Raw genomic sequence first — 12,992 nt, 5'->3', positions numbered from 1 at the left:
CCTCACCGTGCCCCGGCTCAGCTCCGGGGCGGCCGGGTGCCGATCAGCTCCCCGATCCGTTCCGGGGCCACCGCCCGGGAGTACAGCCATCCCTGGCCGGTGTCGCAGCCGATGCGCCGCAGCCGCTCCGCCTGGCCCGACGTCTCCACGCACTCCGCGGTGACCGTCAGGCCCAGGCGGTGCGCGAGCTGCACCATGGCCTCGACGATCGTCTCGTCGGCGGGGCTGGGGTGTGTGCCGTCCTCGTACCGGAACCCGCGGACGAAGGAGCCGTCCAGCTTCAGCACCGAGACGGGCAGCCGGCTCAGGTAGGCGAGGTTGGAGTAGCCGGTGCCGAAGTCGTCGATGGCGATGCGGACCCCCATGTCGCTGAGCTCCTGGAGCACCCGCAGCGGCCGGCCGGAGGATCCCATCACGGCGGACTCCGTCAGCTCCAGCTGGAGCAGGCCCGGTTCGAGCCCGGTCTCGGCGAGGACCGCCGCGACATCGGCGACGAGATCGGAGTCCCTGATCTGGCGCACGGCCACGTTGACGCTGATGAACAGGGCCGGCTCGCCGGGGTGTTCGAGCTGCCAGCGGCGGGCCTGCCGGCAGGCCGTACGCAGCACCCACCGGCCGAGCTGGACGATCGTGCCGTCCTCCTCGGCGATCGGGACGAACCGATTCGGCGCCAGCATGCCGAACTGCGGGTGATTCCATCTGACCAGGGCCTCGACACCCCGGACGACCTCGTCGGCCATGCCGACCAGCGGCTGGTACTCCAGCGTGAACTCCCCGCGCTCCACGGCGGCCCCGAGCGTGGAGGAGAGCGCCTGCCGGGTCACCCGGTACGCGTTGCGCTCGGGGTCGAAGAGCGTCCAGCGGGCCCTGCCGTCGGCCTTCGCCCAGTACAGGGTGGTGTCGGCGGCCTGCATGAGAGCGGTGGGTGAGGTGCCCGCGGTGGGCCGCTCCACCACACCGATCGACGCGGAGACCGAGAGCCGCCGGCCGGTCAGGTCGAAGGGCCGCTCGAGTGCGGTGAGGACCGAGCGGGCGAGCTCGGTGAGCTGATGGGTGCCCGCCGAGTCCTCGACGAGGATCGCGAACTCGTCGCCGCCCAGACGCGCCACGAGGTGTCCGCCGAACCCGTCGCCCGCGCGGTGGTGGCCGTCCGCCTGCGCGCACTCGGTGAGGCGCCCGGCGACGGCGGTGAGCAGCCGGTCGCCCGTGCGGTGCCCCAGGGTGTCGTTGACCGCCTTGAAGCCGTCGAGGTCCAGGTAGCAGAGGCCGATCCGGTTGCGCCGGGGCAGGGAGTCGTCCTGGAAGGTCGGGGTCTCCAGGGCGGTGGCGAGCCGTTCGAAGAACAGCGTGCGGTTGGGCAGCCGGGTCACCGGGTCGTGCAGCCGCAGATGGCGCAGCCGCTCCCGCAGCTCGTGCCGGTCGCTGATGTCCGCGACCGACAGCAGGACGCTGCCCGTACCGCCGCGCCCGCGCGTGGCCGGGTCCGCCATCGGCACGACGGTGACCTCGGTCCACACCGACCGGCCGTGGCCGTGCCTGAGCCGTGCGGCGCAGCGGAGCCGGGACCGGGTGCCGTCCAGGACCTCGTTGTACGACTGCCAGGTTGCCCGGTCCGAGGCGAGACCGACGAGGTCGGCGGCGGGCTGCCCGGCCAGCGAACGGGGATCGGCGCCGAACAGCGCCCCCATCGCGTCGTTCACCCGGACGACGCGGCCCCGGGGGTCCACGACGGCCATCGGGAGGGCGGCCAGCCGGAAGGCGGCGCGGTAGTCGTCCGCCCCCGACGGGATGGAGGAGTCCTCCGGGTCCGGTGGCTTCCTGAAAGCCCGCTGATCACGTTCGGTGACCACGGGCCGTCCGGTGCCGGGGGCCGTGCCCGCCGGGGCTGCCGGGCCTTCGGAGGTTCCGCTCACCGCTCGCTCCCGCTGTGCAGATGGTGTCGACAGATGTGGTCGGGCAGGGGTCATGGGGTGGAGCGCCGTACGGGAGGCGGACACCACGCAGGAAAGCGAGGTGAAGCATAGAGCGTGGCGCGTCGGCCGTTCCAGCGCGACCACGGTTTCCGTCGTACGGCACGCGCATGGCTCAGGCGAACCGGCGCGACCCTCTTTTGCGCGTGAGTGGTGGTTTTTGTGTCCATCTGGCTTCATCGCGGGGAGGGGGTGATCGAATGTGACTTTCTGTGAGCGGATGGCGGCCCATGATGTCCCAGCGGCGCGGTGACGGTGGGGGGAAGGGCGCCGACCGTGGGCGAGGCGTGCCCGCGCTGACCCGTGTGGGGCAGCACAACAGGGCGCACGGCATCCAACCGGCACAGGGTGAGGGGGATGTTCCGCATTCGCCACCCCGGAGGTAGATGTGCCGCGTCAGCGCAGACCCGGGGGAGTGGAGAGGCCGAGTCTGCGCAGTGCGGCGGCTGCCCTCACCTCCCTCGTGGCGCTCGCCGCCACCGGACTGGTCGCCGGACCCGCCGTGGCCTCCCCGCGCGATGCCGCCCCCTGCGCCCTGCCCCGCACCGCGGCCCACCACTCCCTGGGACTGGACAGCTGGAACAACGCCTATCCCCGCCCCGGGCGTGACCTCGACGCGGTGATGGTGTTCCTGTCGTTCCCCGACTCCGAACCCGCCGTACCGCCCGAGGTACTCGCCGCCGACCACTTCCCCTCGACCAGCCGCTTCTTCCAGCGCGCCTCGTACGGGACGTTCACCCTGCGCGCCCACCCCCAGCGGCAGTGGACCCGGATGCCCCACCCCTCCACCTGGTACGGCATACAGCGCGACTGGGACCCCGGCCGGCGCGGCGCCTACCTGCGTGACGCGATCCGCGCCGCCGACGAGCGGACCGACTTCTCCGCGTACGACATCGTCTACCTGGTCGCCGACCCGGACGCGCCCGGCGTGGACTCGGACGCCACGAAGGTCGTCAACTTCGACCACCCGCTGCGCGTCGACGGTACGGACGTCCGGCGGGTCGTCACCGTCTTCGAGGAGCACCCGCCGGACCGCAACGTCCTCGCGCACGAGACCGGACACGTCTTCGACCTGGCGGACCTCTACCACCGCCCGGAGGACGGCAAGGGCGACTGGGACACCTACGTCGGCGACTGGGACGTGATGGGCAGCCAGTTCGGACTGTCCCCGGAACCGTTCGGCTGGCACAAGTGGAAGCTCGGCTGGCTGGGACGCGACCAGATCGTCTGCGTCCAGGGCAGCGCCGACCTGACCCTGGAGCCCATGGCCGAGGCGCCCCTGCCCGGCGTTTCCCTCGGCACCCGGCTCGCGGTCCTCAGGACGGGCACGGACAGCGCGGTGGCCGTCGAGGCCCGCAGCGCCACCGGGAACGACCGCGCGACCTGCACCGAAGGTGTGCTGATCTACCGCATCCACACCGCCACCCCGTCCGGCGGCGGCCCGGTCGAGGTGCTGGACACCCACCCGCACTCCGGCGCCTGCTGGGACCGGTCCGTCTACCCGCCGCTCGCCGACGCCCCGCTCCGCGAGGGCGAGCGCTACACCGTGCCCGGCGAACGCGTCCGCATCGAGGTCACCGACCGGACACCCTCGGGGGCGTGGACGGTGCGGATCGACACCGGTACCTGAGCCGGGGAGCCGCAGACACACGAAGAAACCCCCTCGCTTCCGCGAGGGGGTTTCTCCCGTCTGTGCGCCGCCAGGGACTCGAACCCCGGACCCGCTGATTAAGAGTCAGCTGCTCTAACCAACTGAGCTAGCGGCGCCTGCTGACGTCGTAGACATTAGCACCCGTATCGGCGGGAGGAAAAATCGAATTCCCGGTGGTCGACGGGGCCGCCGACCTGCTGACCCGCACACACGCCCAGAGGAGCACGTCCGGACCCGGAAGCCAGGGGGTACGGGTGTCCGGGGCCACCAGCCAGCGGGGTCCTGGGCCGTTCGCCCCGCCGGCCAGCGGCGGCACGGTCACCGCGTCCCCCGTGCCGTGACACAGCAGCGGAGGCAGCGCACCCTGGTGCGCCCGGGCGTGGCCGGCGGAACCGGTGCCCCACTCCTCCCAGGCCAGCAGCGACGGCAGCCGCTGGGCGGTGCCGGGCGAGGCGAAGAGCAGCGTCCTGCCCCGGTGGGTGGCGACCGGGCCCGAACCGGGGCCCTCGGACCAGAGCTGCTCCAGCATGCGCCGGCCGAACAGGGCGGTCACGCTCACCACGTCGAACGCGGAGCCGCACGGCAGGACGCCCGGGGATGCCGGGCGCGCCTGCCATCGGGAGAGGGTGCTGCAGGGGTACGGCGAGGCACCGGCCAGCCAGGCCGCCCCGGCGGCGGTGACCTGAGCGGCCCGGTCGTCGGCCGTCCGGTCGTCGGCCCCGTCCCGCAGGAGAGCGACGAGGTCGACGGCGTGGCGCGGGGCGGCACCGGGGTGCAGGGTCGTTTCGTCTTTCAGCCATACGCTCATGACGACAGGTCTACCGGCTGTGACGGTACTGATTCCCAGGGTTGCGCGAAAGCCGGACAGGTCACGTTCCGGGGAGTATCGTGCCCGAGCGCATATGCCAGAGGCTGTACCCGGAGTGACGAAGGGGAACGGCCGGGCAGCTCGCGCCGGGCCGTACGGCTGCTCTGCCGGCGTCAGGGGCGAGGCGCGTTCAGCAGGGAGCGGCCGAACTCGATCATCTTCTTGGCGTAGTCCTCGGTCCACTCCGCGCGTTCGGCTATGTCCGCGGCGGTGAGCCGGTCGAACCTGCGAGGATCGGCGAGCTGCGCGGCGGCCAGGGCCTGGAACTCGACGGCCCGGTCGGTCGCGGCCCGGAAGGCGTGCGTCAGCTCCGTCGCACGGGCCAGCAGCTCCTTCGGGTCGTCCATCGACTCCAGGTCGAAGAAGTGCTCCGGATCGGCTGCCGCCTCGGCCGGCTCGAAGAGCAGGGGCGCGGGACGCAGCCTCTGCCGGTCGTTCCGCTCGGGTTGTGCCATGTGGTGTTCCTTCCTCGTGCGGCCGGAGGGCCACCTTCCATTGTCCAGCCCGGCGCAAGAGCGCTGCCCAGGAACGAGCCCGGCGATGCGTCCGGGGCGTCCCGGATTCACGGCCGCCAGGGGACGCGGTGTTCGGCGAGATGGGCCAGGACCGCGTGATTCGCCTCCCAGCCGTCCGGGAACTTCACCGTCACCCCCAGCTGGACGGGCTCCGTCGAGGGGTGCTCGTCCAGCAGCTCCGCCACGCCTTCCCGGCACACCACCACACACGCGTGCCGGTGCCGCGAGGCCAGGACGCACAGGCGGCCCGTCTCCAGGTGGAAGGCCGTGGCGTCCGGGCGGCCGGACAGCGGGTGCAGGACCACCGTCACGTCGAACTCGCGCCCCTGGAGCCGGTTCGCCGTGTCCACCGCGACGCCCGTCACCCCCAGCTCGGCGAGCGCCGCACGCACCGCCGCGGCCTGATCGCGGTGGGCCGTGCCGACCGCGACCCGGTCCGCCGTCACCGCGACGGCTTCCGGGGAACGCTCGCTCGTCGCGGCGCCGCCCCGGTCCAGCAGCCGCCGGACCACCAGGGCCACCGCGCGCACCGCCTCCGGGTCGGTGCGCGGCGTGTGGCGGGCCGGAAGCTCCAGCAGCCCCCAGCCGGACTCCGCCGCCTCGTCCAGCACCCGGTCGGGGCCGGAGCCGTCCGAGGGCACGCCGAACGACAGCCGCCGGTCACCGTGGCCCGTCCCGCTGCGGAAGGGGGTGTACGGATAGAAGGCGTCCGAGACCAGCGGCGCCGCCGACGCGGGCAGCCGCCACGACACCGGCAGCCGGTGCTGCGGCAGCTCCGGATTGTGCGCGAGCAGCGTGGACACCGCGCTGGCCGACGGGTCGTACGACAGCCCCGCCCACTGGTCGGCGCCCACGATCGAGAACGGGTCGAGCTGACCGGGGTCCCCGACGAACAGCGCCCGCTCGAAGAGCCCCGCCACGGCGAGCAACGCGTCCGACCGCATCTGGTAGGCCTCGTCGACGATCGCGTGTCCCCAGGGCTCCACGTTCTTCACGTGGGCCCACTTGGCGGCCGTGGAGATGACGACGTCGAGACCGGCCAGATCCGCCGCCTTCGCCGACTTCCGTACGGTGGCCAGACCGTCCAGGACCTTGTCGTACGGGTCGGAGTCGCTGCTGTGCAGGCGGCCCACCGGCAGCTCCGGCGCTTTCTCGGCAAGCCGGACCACCAGGTCGTCCACCTGGGCGTTGGTCTGCGCGACCACCATCAGCGGGCGGCCAGCCGCCGCGAGTTCGAGCGCCGCGCGCACCACCAGGGTCGACTTCCCGGCGCCCGGCGGCGAGTCCACCACGATGCCGCGCGCCGTGCCCCGCAGGGTGTCCCCGAGAATCGCGTCGGTCGCCCGCGCCGCCGCGGAAGCCGGGTCGAGTACGGCAGTCACAGGAGGTCCTCCGCGGTGACGGGGTCGGGCTTCTCGGCGTGTCCGTCGGCCGCACTGCCCGGCGGGCCGCCGTGGGTCCACGGCGTGTCCTCCGGGTCGGGCAGCTTCGGGCCTCCCCGCTGGTCGTGCTCGAACAGCGTCCAGGCGATCCGGTCACCGGGCTCCGGGACCGAGCCGGGCGCGGGCTCCCTGCTCCGGCCCATCCGGTCCGTGATCTTCAGGACGAGCAGGAGCTCCCCGGCGTCCGGGCCGTCGCAGGCGTACGACACGAACTCGGCCGTCTGCGGCTTCCCGTCCAGCGAGCGGTACACCTTCGTCCGCTCACCGAGATGCGGGCGCTCGTCCGTGCGCACCGTGAGCAGCGGGCGCGGCGAGGGCCGCTTCGACTCGGTGTACGTCATCTCCACGTCCGTCACCTCCGCGACGAACGCCTCGCCCGCCAGCCGCCGCCCCGCCAGCACCAGCGGATCGTCCAGCGCCTCCTGCGCCTCCAGCTGCGCCTGGGCCGTCTCCCGGGAGGCCAGCTTCTGCGCCGCCGTCACCGCGTCGTCCCGGCGCGGCTGCGGAGGCTCGCCGGCCCGGACCCGGTCCCGGTGCGCGGTGAACGACCAGCGGTCCCTGGTCCAGCGGTCCTCGGTCCTGGCGCCCCCCGGCAGCTCCCGCAGCAGGTCGAGCCCCCGCCACACGGCATCCCACGTCGGCCGCAGGACTCCGTCGAGGAGCTGCCTGATCTCCTGTTCGGCCCGGCTCAGCTCGCCGAGCCGGACGTCGGCGACCAGACCGTCCTCGGCGGCGGCCAGCGCCGTGCGCGCCCGGTCGTACGCCTCGATCGCCGGCGCGAGGAGCTTGTTGTCGAACGCCGGGTCCGTGGCCGGTCCGGCGGGCGGACAGACCAACTGCCCGGTGCCGTCCCGCTCCAGCTCCGCACGGAGCGCCGCCACCGCCCCCGACCCGCCCGCCGGCGGGTCGATCCAGGCGAGCAGAGCACCGAGATGCTGGTCCTCCAGGCCGCTCTGCCCCGTCGCCCAGTGCCGGTTCAGCAGGTCCGTCGCGGACAGGAGCAGCGAGGAGCCCGGCACCCGCGCCCGCTCCCCGTAATGCGTCAGCCAGCGGCCGAGCAGCGGCACCCGGGCGGGCGCCGGGTACGGGGTGTCCGGATCGTCCTCGGCGGTGCGGCGGAACCGCATGGACCGCCCGAGCAGCCGTACGAACTCGACGCCCGCCCGGCTCGGCACGATCAGCTGGGCGGCGTCCGCGCAGAGCTCGACCTCGACCTTGACCTTCTTACCGGTCTCCGGGTCGGTCTCCGCGCGCTCGGCCGGCTCGACGGCGTCGGCGTACGACTCGATGTGCGGCAGCACCGCCTCCGCCAGCTCGGCGAGGAACTGGAACCGCAGGTCGCGGTCGCGCGGCTGGGGCACCGCGAGCAGCCGGGGCGCCTCGCGGTCCGTGCCCACGAGCGCGCCGAGCGGGGCGCCGGCCTCGCCCGCGGTGGTCAGCGGCACCAGGACCAGCGGCCGATCCGTGAGATGGCGGTGGCGCACGGTGGCCAGCGGCTGGGCCCGCCCGCTGTCGACCGCCTCCAGTCGGGCCAGGGTGGTGATCAGCGACATGGTGCGCCGCCCTCCAGCGCCTCGGCGCGCAGCGCCGCCGCCCGGCGCAGCGCGGCCACCGTCGGGTCCGCCGGGTCGCCTTCCTTGCCGGCCGCGGCCGCCAGTACCCCGGCGACGGTCGTCAGACCGCCGAGCTCGCCGCGCACGCTCCGGCCCAGGGTCTCCACCGCACCCCGCGCACGGGCCTTCGCCCGGCAGTGGAAGGCCAGCTCGCACGCGGCCAGGCACTCGGGGGCGTAGGCGGCGGGGACCGCGTCGACCGCCGTGCCCAGCTCCTCGGGAGAGCACTCCGGGTCGAAGGTCGTCCCCTCCGGCAGGGCGGCGGCGATGTCCTCGACGCGCGTCAGCCTGGTCAGCTGGCGGCGGGTGACGGCGCGCTGTTTACGCACGTCCACGACCGACGCGGTCGGCAGGTTGGAGAAGTCCTTCGGGCAGACCAGCAGAACCCGGTGGCCGACTCCGGCCCCCTCGGTCAGCGCGGCGACCCGCTCCAGCGCGAGGACGTAGACGGCGGCCTGCCGGGCCGCGGCCCCGACCTTCGCGGCATCGGCGGAGCCGTCGATCATGGGGAACGACTTGATCTCGACGACGGTCCAGGTGCCGTCGGGGTGCACCACGACGGCGTCCGGCTCCAGATAGGCGGGTGACCCGGCCACCTCCAGCGCCAGCATCGGGTGGTCCAGGAGCGACCAGCCGCCCGCCGCGGTGGCCTCGCGCAGTGCCAGCGCCGTGCGCGCGGCGCGGCCCTCGGGGCCGGCGGCCGTCAGATCGGGCACCTCGGCGGGCCCCGGGGCGTCCGCCCCGCTGCCGAGCCGCTCGAACAGCAGGCGCAGCAGCTCCGTGCCGCCGTCGGCCTTGACCTTCGCCTCGAAGGCGTTGCCCCGGACGAACGCGAACTGCGACTGGCCGAATGCGGCGGGGGAGCCGAGCGCGGTCGCCAGCCCGGCCTTGTCGACCCCGGCGCCGTCGAGCAGGGCGCGCCGCCTGCAGCCCGGGTTGGCGGCGAGGGCGGCCAGCGCCCGCGCGTCGAGCGGATGCGGCGCGACGGTCGGGCCGCGCAGCTCAGCGAGCCGCTGCCGGAGCGTCGTCGCTGGCGGCTTCGGCCGCGGAGCCGGTGGCTGCGTGGCGGGAATCTGCGGAGGGGGTCCGCTGGCCGGGGAAGCGCTCACCCGCGGAAGTCTTGCATCCGTCACTGACAATCGGGGACTTCGCGGGGGTGACGGGGGCCGGAACAGGCGTGAACACGGCGCGCACCCGGTGCCTGACACGGTCGGCGGCCCGCATGACGGGCTTGGTCAGCAGCGCGCCGACGCCCATCACGGCCGCCCCGGCCACCGCGTCGAGGAAGTAGTGGTTGGCCGTCCCCATCACCACGAGCACGGTGATCAGCGGGTAGGCGATCCCCGCCGCCCGGACGAGCGGGTGGCGGCCGTGGCGCCACAGCAGGAGGCCGCACCACACCGACCAGCCGACGTGCAGGCTCGGCATCGCCGCGTACTGGTTGGTCATGCCGCTGAGCCCGCGCGGGGCGCTCGCGCCCGTACCCCACCAGCCGTAGGAGCTGTACTGGGCCATCGTGTCGACGAATCCGTGTCGGGCGTCGAGCAGCCGGGGCGGGCAGGTCGGCAACAGCGCGAAGCCGGCCAGTCCGAGGACGGTGGAGGTCATCAGCCAGGTGCGGGCCGCCCGGTAGGCGGCGGACCTGCGGCGGAACATCCACACGAGGACGGCCGGGGTGACCAGGTAGTGCAGGGAGGCGTAGGCGAAGTCGGCCGGGACGCCGAGTGCGGCGTGCTCGGTCAGCAGCCGGTTCAGGGGGTGCTCGGCGTTGAGGAACAGCGCCTTCTCGATCCGGAGTATGGCCAGGCCGTGGTCCACGGCCGCCGGTATGTCCTCCCGGACGAGGAGGCGGCCCACCGAGTACAGCCCGTACACCACTGCCAGCAGAGGCAGCTCCGTCCACCAGCGGGGCCGCCGTCGGCCGGAGGTGCGTATCGCGGCGGTGGCGTGCGGCATCCGGTTGCTCTCCCCATGTTCGTGCGGTCGACGGCGGGCGTTCAACCGTACGGCGGTTGCCGGCCTTGTCACCCCCGGGGGGCCGTTCGGCCGCGGACGTCGCCGGTCACGCGTGGTGAGGGACGCCCGTACCGCCCCGCGGGTTGCCCCGGGGGCGTGTGAGAGATGATGATCCGGGGCCTCGCCCGCACCGTCCCCCGGCCGGTCGTCGCCGTTGCCGCCCCGTCGCCGTCCCGGACACCGCTGTCCCGGGACCCCTCAGATCCTAAGGTCCCCGGATCTTCGGACCTCATTACCTTCTTCAGGGAGAGCCGTCATGGCACCGCGAATCCTGCTCGCCCGGCACGGCCAGACACAGTGGTCGCTCCAGGGCAATCACACCGGCAGGACCGACATCCCCCTCCTGGACGCCGGCCGGGAAGGCGCCGAGCTGCTCGGGGAGCGGCTGCACCGGCAGCCCTGGGGGGGCTTGCCGGGGGCGGAGGTGCGGACCAGTCCGCTCGTCCGGGCGGCCGAGACGTGCGCACTCGCCGGATTCGGTGAGCGGGCCGAGCCGTGGGACGCGCTGATGGAGTGGGACTACGGGGAGTACGAGGGCCTCACCCCGGCACAGATCAAGGCGGACCGCCCCGACTGGCTCATCTGGCGCGACGGGGTGCCCGGCGGCGAGACCCTGGCCGAGGTCGCGGCCCGGGCCGACGCCGTCGTGGACTGGGCGCGTGCGGCCGACCGGGACGTGCTGGTCTTCGCCCACGGGCACATCCTGCGGGCCCTGGGCGCGCGGTGGCTGGGCGAGGACGTGTCCTTCGCCGCCCGGATCCGGCTGGAGCCGACCTCGCTGTCGGTTTTGGGATGGGCGTACGGGATGCCGGCCCTGGAGCGCTGGAACGACACCGGACACCTGGACCGGTAGGCGGGCGGGCCCGCTGGGGCGAGGAGCGGGCTCTTCCCGGCCCGCCCCGGGCGCGGGCCCGCCCGTCATCCGACGGGCGGGAGTTCCTCGTACCGGTTCAGCAGCGCGGCCACCTCCGGGCCGCCCCGCGGCCTCAGCACGCGCACCGCGCTCGCCAGCATCCCCCGGATCCGCGAGGACCGGACCCGGTCCAGCAGGTCGAGCACCTGGTGGCCGACCGCCGCCGCCTCGTCGGCCGTACCCGCGCGGGCCAGGTCGCCGGCGAGCTGCGCCCGGTAGAGCGCGAGGTTCCGCGTGAAGTGCGCATCCTGCAGCTGGGTGGCCCGCCGGGCGTGCCGCGCGGCCCGCGGCCAGTCGCTCAGCGCCGACCAGCACTGCGCCTGCAGCATCTCCAGCTCCGCCTCCCGGAAGAACGTCATCCACTCCGGGTCCGACGCGCGCGCCCCTCGCTCGAACGCCGTCCGCGCACGCCCGATCGCCTGCTCGCACCCGGTACGGTCCCCGAGCCACGCCCGGCCGCCCGCCTCCCGCAGGGCGAGGAGGGCCGTCAGCCGCGGCGAGCCGAGCGGACGGGCCGCCCGCTGCCCCGCCTCCGCGGCCCGGACCGCCTCCCTGGCCCGTCCGGTGTCCCGGGCCAGGAACGACGCGTTGCAGAACGCGTGTGCCTCCAGCGCCGTGTCCCCGGCCAGCCGCGCCGTCGCCAGCGCCTCCGCGTAGTGCGAGCGCGCGTCCTCGAATCGGCCCGAGTCGTGCGCCAGCCAGCCCACCGAGATCGCCAGTTCACCGGCGCCCGCGTGCAGCCGGTCCAGGGTGCTGCGGCGGGCCGTCGTATCGGCGTCGAGCAGGGCGTACGCGGCCCGCAGGGGCTGGGAGGCCCGCCGGTAGAGCCCGTCCGCGCCGTGCCGGTCGTCCAGCAGTCTGATCTGGCGCACCGCGCTCTCGACGGCGCTCACCTCGGCCTCGCCGACCCGGCGCGGGGCGGGCATGGTGATCAGGCCGGCGGCGGACGGACCGCCGAGACCCAGGGACGCGGCTGCCACCGTGGCGGTGCCGCTGGTCATGAACACGCGACGCAGCACGTCGCTCTCCTCGTCGATGTCACTGTGGAGCGTGGGGGGAGTGCGGGGAAGGGGAGGGGACGCCGGGCGGGCCCTCCGGCCGCGCACGCTCTCGCGAGCCGAGAAGCCCAGACTTTCCAGGGTGGCCCCCGGGAACATGTGCAGGAACACCCGTTCGTACGCGTAGTTGGGACAGCGGATCTCGCCGGATTCCACGCGCCCGATGTACCGCGCGTCGCACGCGACGTGTTCCCCGATCTCGCGGGCAGCCCTGCGGACCGTTGCCGCGAACTCCCCGGCGGAGCGCTGTCCGCGCAGCCGCCGGAAGGCGAGGTTGGGAACTGCCGGTGTCGACACCATGGCGGGGCCCTTCTCCGGTGGGCAGCCGGGCACCTGCTTCCTCTGTCCCGGCGGAGCACGAACGTACCTGCTGTGACGGAACGCACACGCTGTGTTTCGGTGCAAACTGGGCATCTCGCCCCCGATCCGCCATGAACTGCCACCCTTTGCGGCGGCGTGCCGCCGTAGCCCTTGACGCCGTCGGCGCGTTGGTCCATGGGAGACGGGGCACGGCCCCGTTCGGCGACAGAGGAGGGCTTTCCCGTGCTGCACATGGGCCCGGAAACAACACCGTGCGACCTGGTGACCGTCCCGGCGCGTCAGGGCCTGGAGGCCGTCGACATCCTGCGCCGGGGCGCCGACCACGAGGCTGTCGGCCCGGTTCTCCACGACGGTGCCTGCGCCACCCTCGGCTTCCTGGTCCCGCCCGGCACCGCGGACGGGTGGGACGTACCGGGCAGTGCCTGTACGCGGACGGACGGCCGCGGGCTGAGCATCCCCGCCGAACCGCCCGTCGTCGGTGGCGGCTGGCTCCTGCCGCCCGGCGCCGACGCCCCGGTCACCGACCCGGACGCGCTCCGGGCCGCCCTCGGCCAGGCGGCCCGCCTCATCGAGGCGGTCGACAACTGCCGCTGAGGCGATAATGGGCAGGTGGGCGGAGTTCCCG

At 74.1% G+C, this 12,992-nt stretch carries 11 protein-coding genes and 1 tRNA gene; 3 read left to right on the top strand and 9 right to left on the bottom strand.

Annotated features, from left to right (window positions below; translation table 11 throughout):
• Positions 1 to 17: 17 nt before the first annotated feature.
• Positions 18 to 1,913: an EAL domain-containing protein gene (locus ACH4VO_RS05305; RefSeq protein WP_360987625.1), complete on the bottom strand. Its 1,896-nt coding sequence runs from the start codon at positions 1,911 to 1,913 to the stop codon at positions 18 to 20.
• A 445-nt stretch (positions 1,914 to 2,358) separates the two neighbouring features.
• On the opposite strand from ACH4VO_RS05305, the gene ACH4VO_RS05300 reads away from it, so the two are divergent.
• Complete coding sequence (locus ACH4VO_RS05300; RefSeq protein WP_360987627.1) at positions 2,359 to 3,600, top strand: M6 family metalloprotease domain-containing protein; 1,242 nt, start codon at positions 2,359 to 2,361, stop codon at positions 3,598 to 3,600.
• Positions 3,601 to 3,663: 63 nt separating this feature from the next.
• Here ACH4VO_RS05300 and ACH4VO_RS05295 read toward each other — a convergent pair.
• The 7 genes from ACH4VO_RS05295 to ACH4VO_RS05265 form a co-directional block, all read right to left on the bottom strand.
• Positions 3,664 to 3,737: transfer RNA gene (locus ACH4VO_RS05295), tRNA-Lys, on the bottom strand.
• Positions 3,728 to 4,429 (bottom strand): hypothetical protein, encoded by a 702-nt coding sequence (locus tag ACH4VO_RS05290; RefSeq protein WP_360987629.1) that lies wholly within the window; start codon positions 4,427 to 4,429, stop codon positions 3,728 to 3,730. The genes ACH4VO_RS05295 and ACH4VO_RS05290 overlap by 10 nt, the downstream gene beginning before the upstream one ends.
• Positions 4,430 to 4,602: 173 nt before the next feature.
• Entirely contained in the window at positions 4,603 to 4,944 is a 342-nt protein-coding gene (locus ACH4VO_RS05285; RefSeq protein WP_360987631.1) for a hypothetical protein, read from the bottom strand.
• Between the two features lie 107 nt (positions 4,945 to 5,051).
• On the bottom strand, positions 5,052 to 6,386 hold the full coding sequence (locus ACH4VO_RS05280; RefSeq protein ID WP_360987633.1) for an AAA domain-containing protein: 1,335 nt from the start codon (positions 6,384 to 6,386) through the stop codon (positions 5,052 to 5,054).
• A complete protein-coding gene (locus ACH4VO_RS05275; RefSeq protein WP_360987635.1) occupies positions 6,383 to 7,999 on the bottom strand; it encodes a hypothetical protein in 1,617 nt (538 codons plus the stop codon). Before ACH4VO_RS05275 ends, ACH4VO_RS05280 begins: the two co-directional genes overlap by 4 nt.
• Positions 7,990 to 9,168 (bottom strand): hypothetical protein, encoded by a 1,179-nt coding sequence (locus ACH4VO_RS05270; protein ID WP_360987637.1) that lies wholly within the window; start codon positions 9,166 to 9,168, stop codon positions 7,990 to 7,992. Before ACH4VO_RS05270 ends, ACH4VO_RS05275 begins: the two co-directional genes overlap by 10 nt.
• Positions 9,062 to 10,015 carry a phosphatase PAP2 family protein gene (locus ACH4VO_RS05265; protein ID WP_360987639.1) on the bottom strand — a complete coding sequence of 318 codons (954 nt, stop codon included), beginning with the start codon at positions 10,013 to 10,015 and terminating at the stop codon, positions 9,062 to 9,064. The genes ACH4VO_RS05270 and ACH4VO_RS05265 overlap by 107 nt, the downstream gene beginning before the upstream one ends.
• A 316-nt stretch (positions 10,016 to 10,331) precedes the next feature.
• Between ACH4VO_RS05265 and ACH4VO_RS05260 the strand changes: the two genes are divergently transcribed.
• Positions 10,332 to 10,928 carry a histidine phosphatase family protein gene (locus ACH4VO_RS05260; RefSeq protein WP_360987641.1) on the top strand — a complete coding sequence of 199 codons (597 nt, stop codon included), beginning with the start codon at positions 10,332 to 10,334 and terminating at the stop codon, positions 10,926 to 10,928.
• A 65-nt stretch (positions 10,929 to 10,993) separates the two neighbouring features.
• Here ACH4VO_RS05260 and ACH4VO_RS05255 read toward each other — a convergent pair whose 3' ends face one another.
• Complete coding sequence (locus ACH4VO_RS05255; RefSeq protein ID WP_360987643.1) at positions 10,994 to 12,346, bottom strand: tetratricopeptide repeat protein; 1,353 nt, start codon at positions 12,344 to 12,346, stop codon at positions 10,994 to 10,996.
• 252 nt (positions 12,347 to 12,598) lie between these two features.
• On the opposite strand from ACH4VO_RS05255, the gene ACH4VO_RS05250 reads away from it, so the two are divergent.
• The gene (locus ACH4VO_RS05250; RefSeq protein ID WP_360987907.1) at positions 12,599 to 12,961 is read left to right on the top strand and encodes a hypothetical protein; all 363 of its coding nucleotides are present in this window, start codon (positions 12,599 to 12,601) and stop codon (positions 12,959 to 12,961) included.
• The last annotated feature ends 31 nt before the right edge of the window (positions 12,962 to 12,992 follow it).

The sequence above is a fragment of the Streptomyces sp. NPDC020780 genome, from assembly GCF_044334475.1.
Classification (GTDB): domain Bacteria; phylum Actinomycetota; class Actinomycetes; order Streptomycetales; family Streptomycetaceae; genus Streptomyces.
Note: the sequence above shows the minus strand (reverse complement) of the source record. Positions and strands in the feature narration are given on the sequence as shown.

Coding starts and splice junctions, on each gene's coding strand:
- ACH4VO_RS05290 (WP_360987629.1), bottom strand. CDS start 4,429: ATGAGCGTATGGCTGAAAGACGAAACGACCCTGCACCCCGGTGCCGCC.
- ACH4VO_RS05285 (WP_360987631.1), bottom strand. CDS start 4,944: ATGGCACAACCCGAGCGGAACGACCGGCAGAGGCTGCGTCCCGCGCCC.
- ACH4VO_RS05275 (WP_360987635.1), bottom strand. CDS start 7,999: ATGTCGCTGATCACCACCCTGGCCCGACTGGAGGCGGTCGACAGCGGG.
- ACH4VO_RS05265 (WP_360987639.1), bottom strand. CDS start 10,015: ATGCCGCACGCCACCGCCGCGATACGCACCTCCGGCCGACGGCGGCCC.
- ACH4VO_RS05260 (WP_360987641.1), top strand. CDS start 10,332: ATGGCACCGCGAATCCTGCTCGCCCGGCACGGCCAGACACAGTGGTCG.
- ACH4VO_RS05255 (WP_360987643.1), bottom strand. CDS start 12,346: ATGGTGTCGACACCGGCAGTTCCCAACCTCGCCTTCCGGCGGCTGCGC.
- ACH4VO_RS05250 (WP_360987907.1), top strand. CDS start 12,599: ATGGGCCCGGAAACAACACCGTGCGACCTGGTGACCGTCCCGGCGCGT.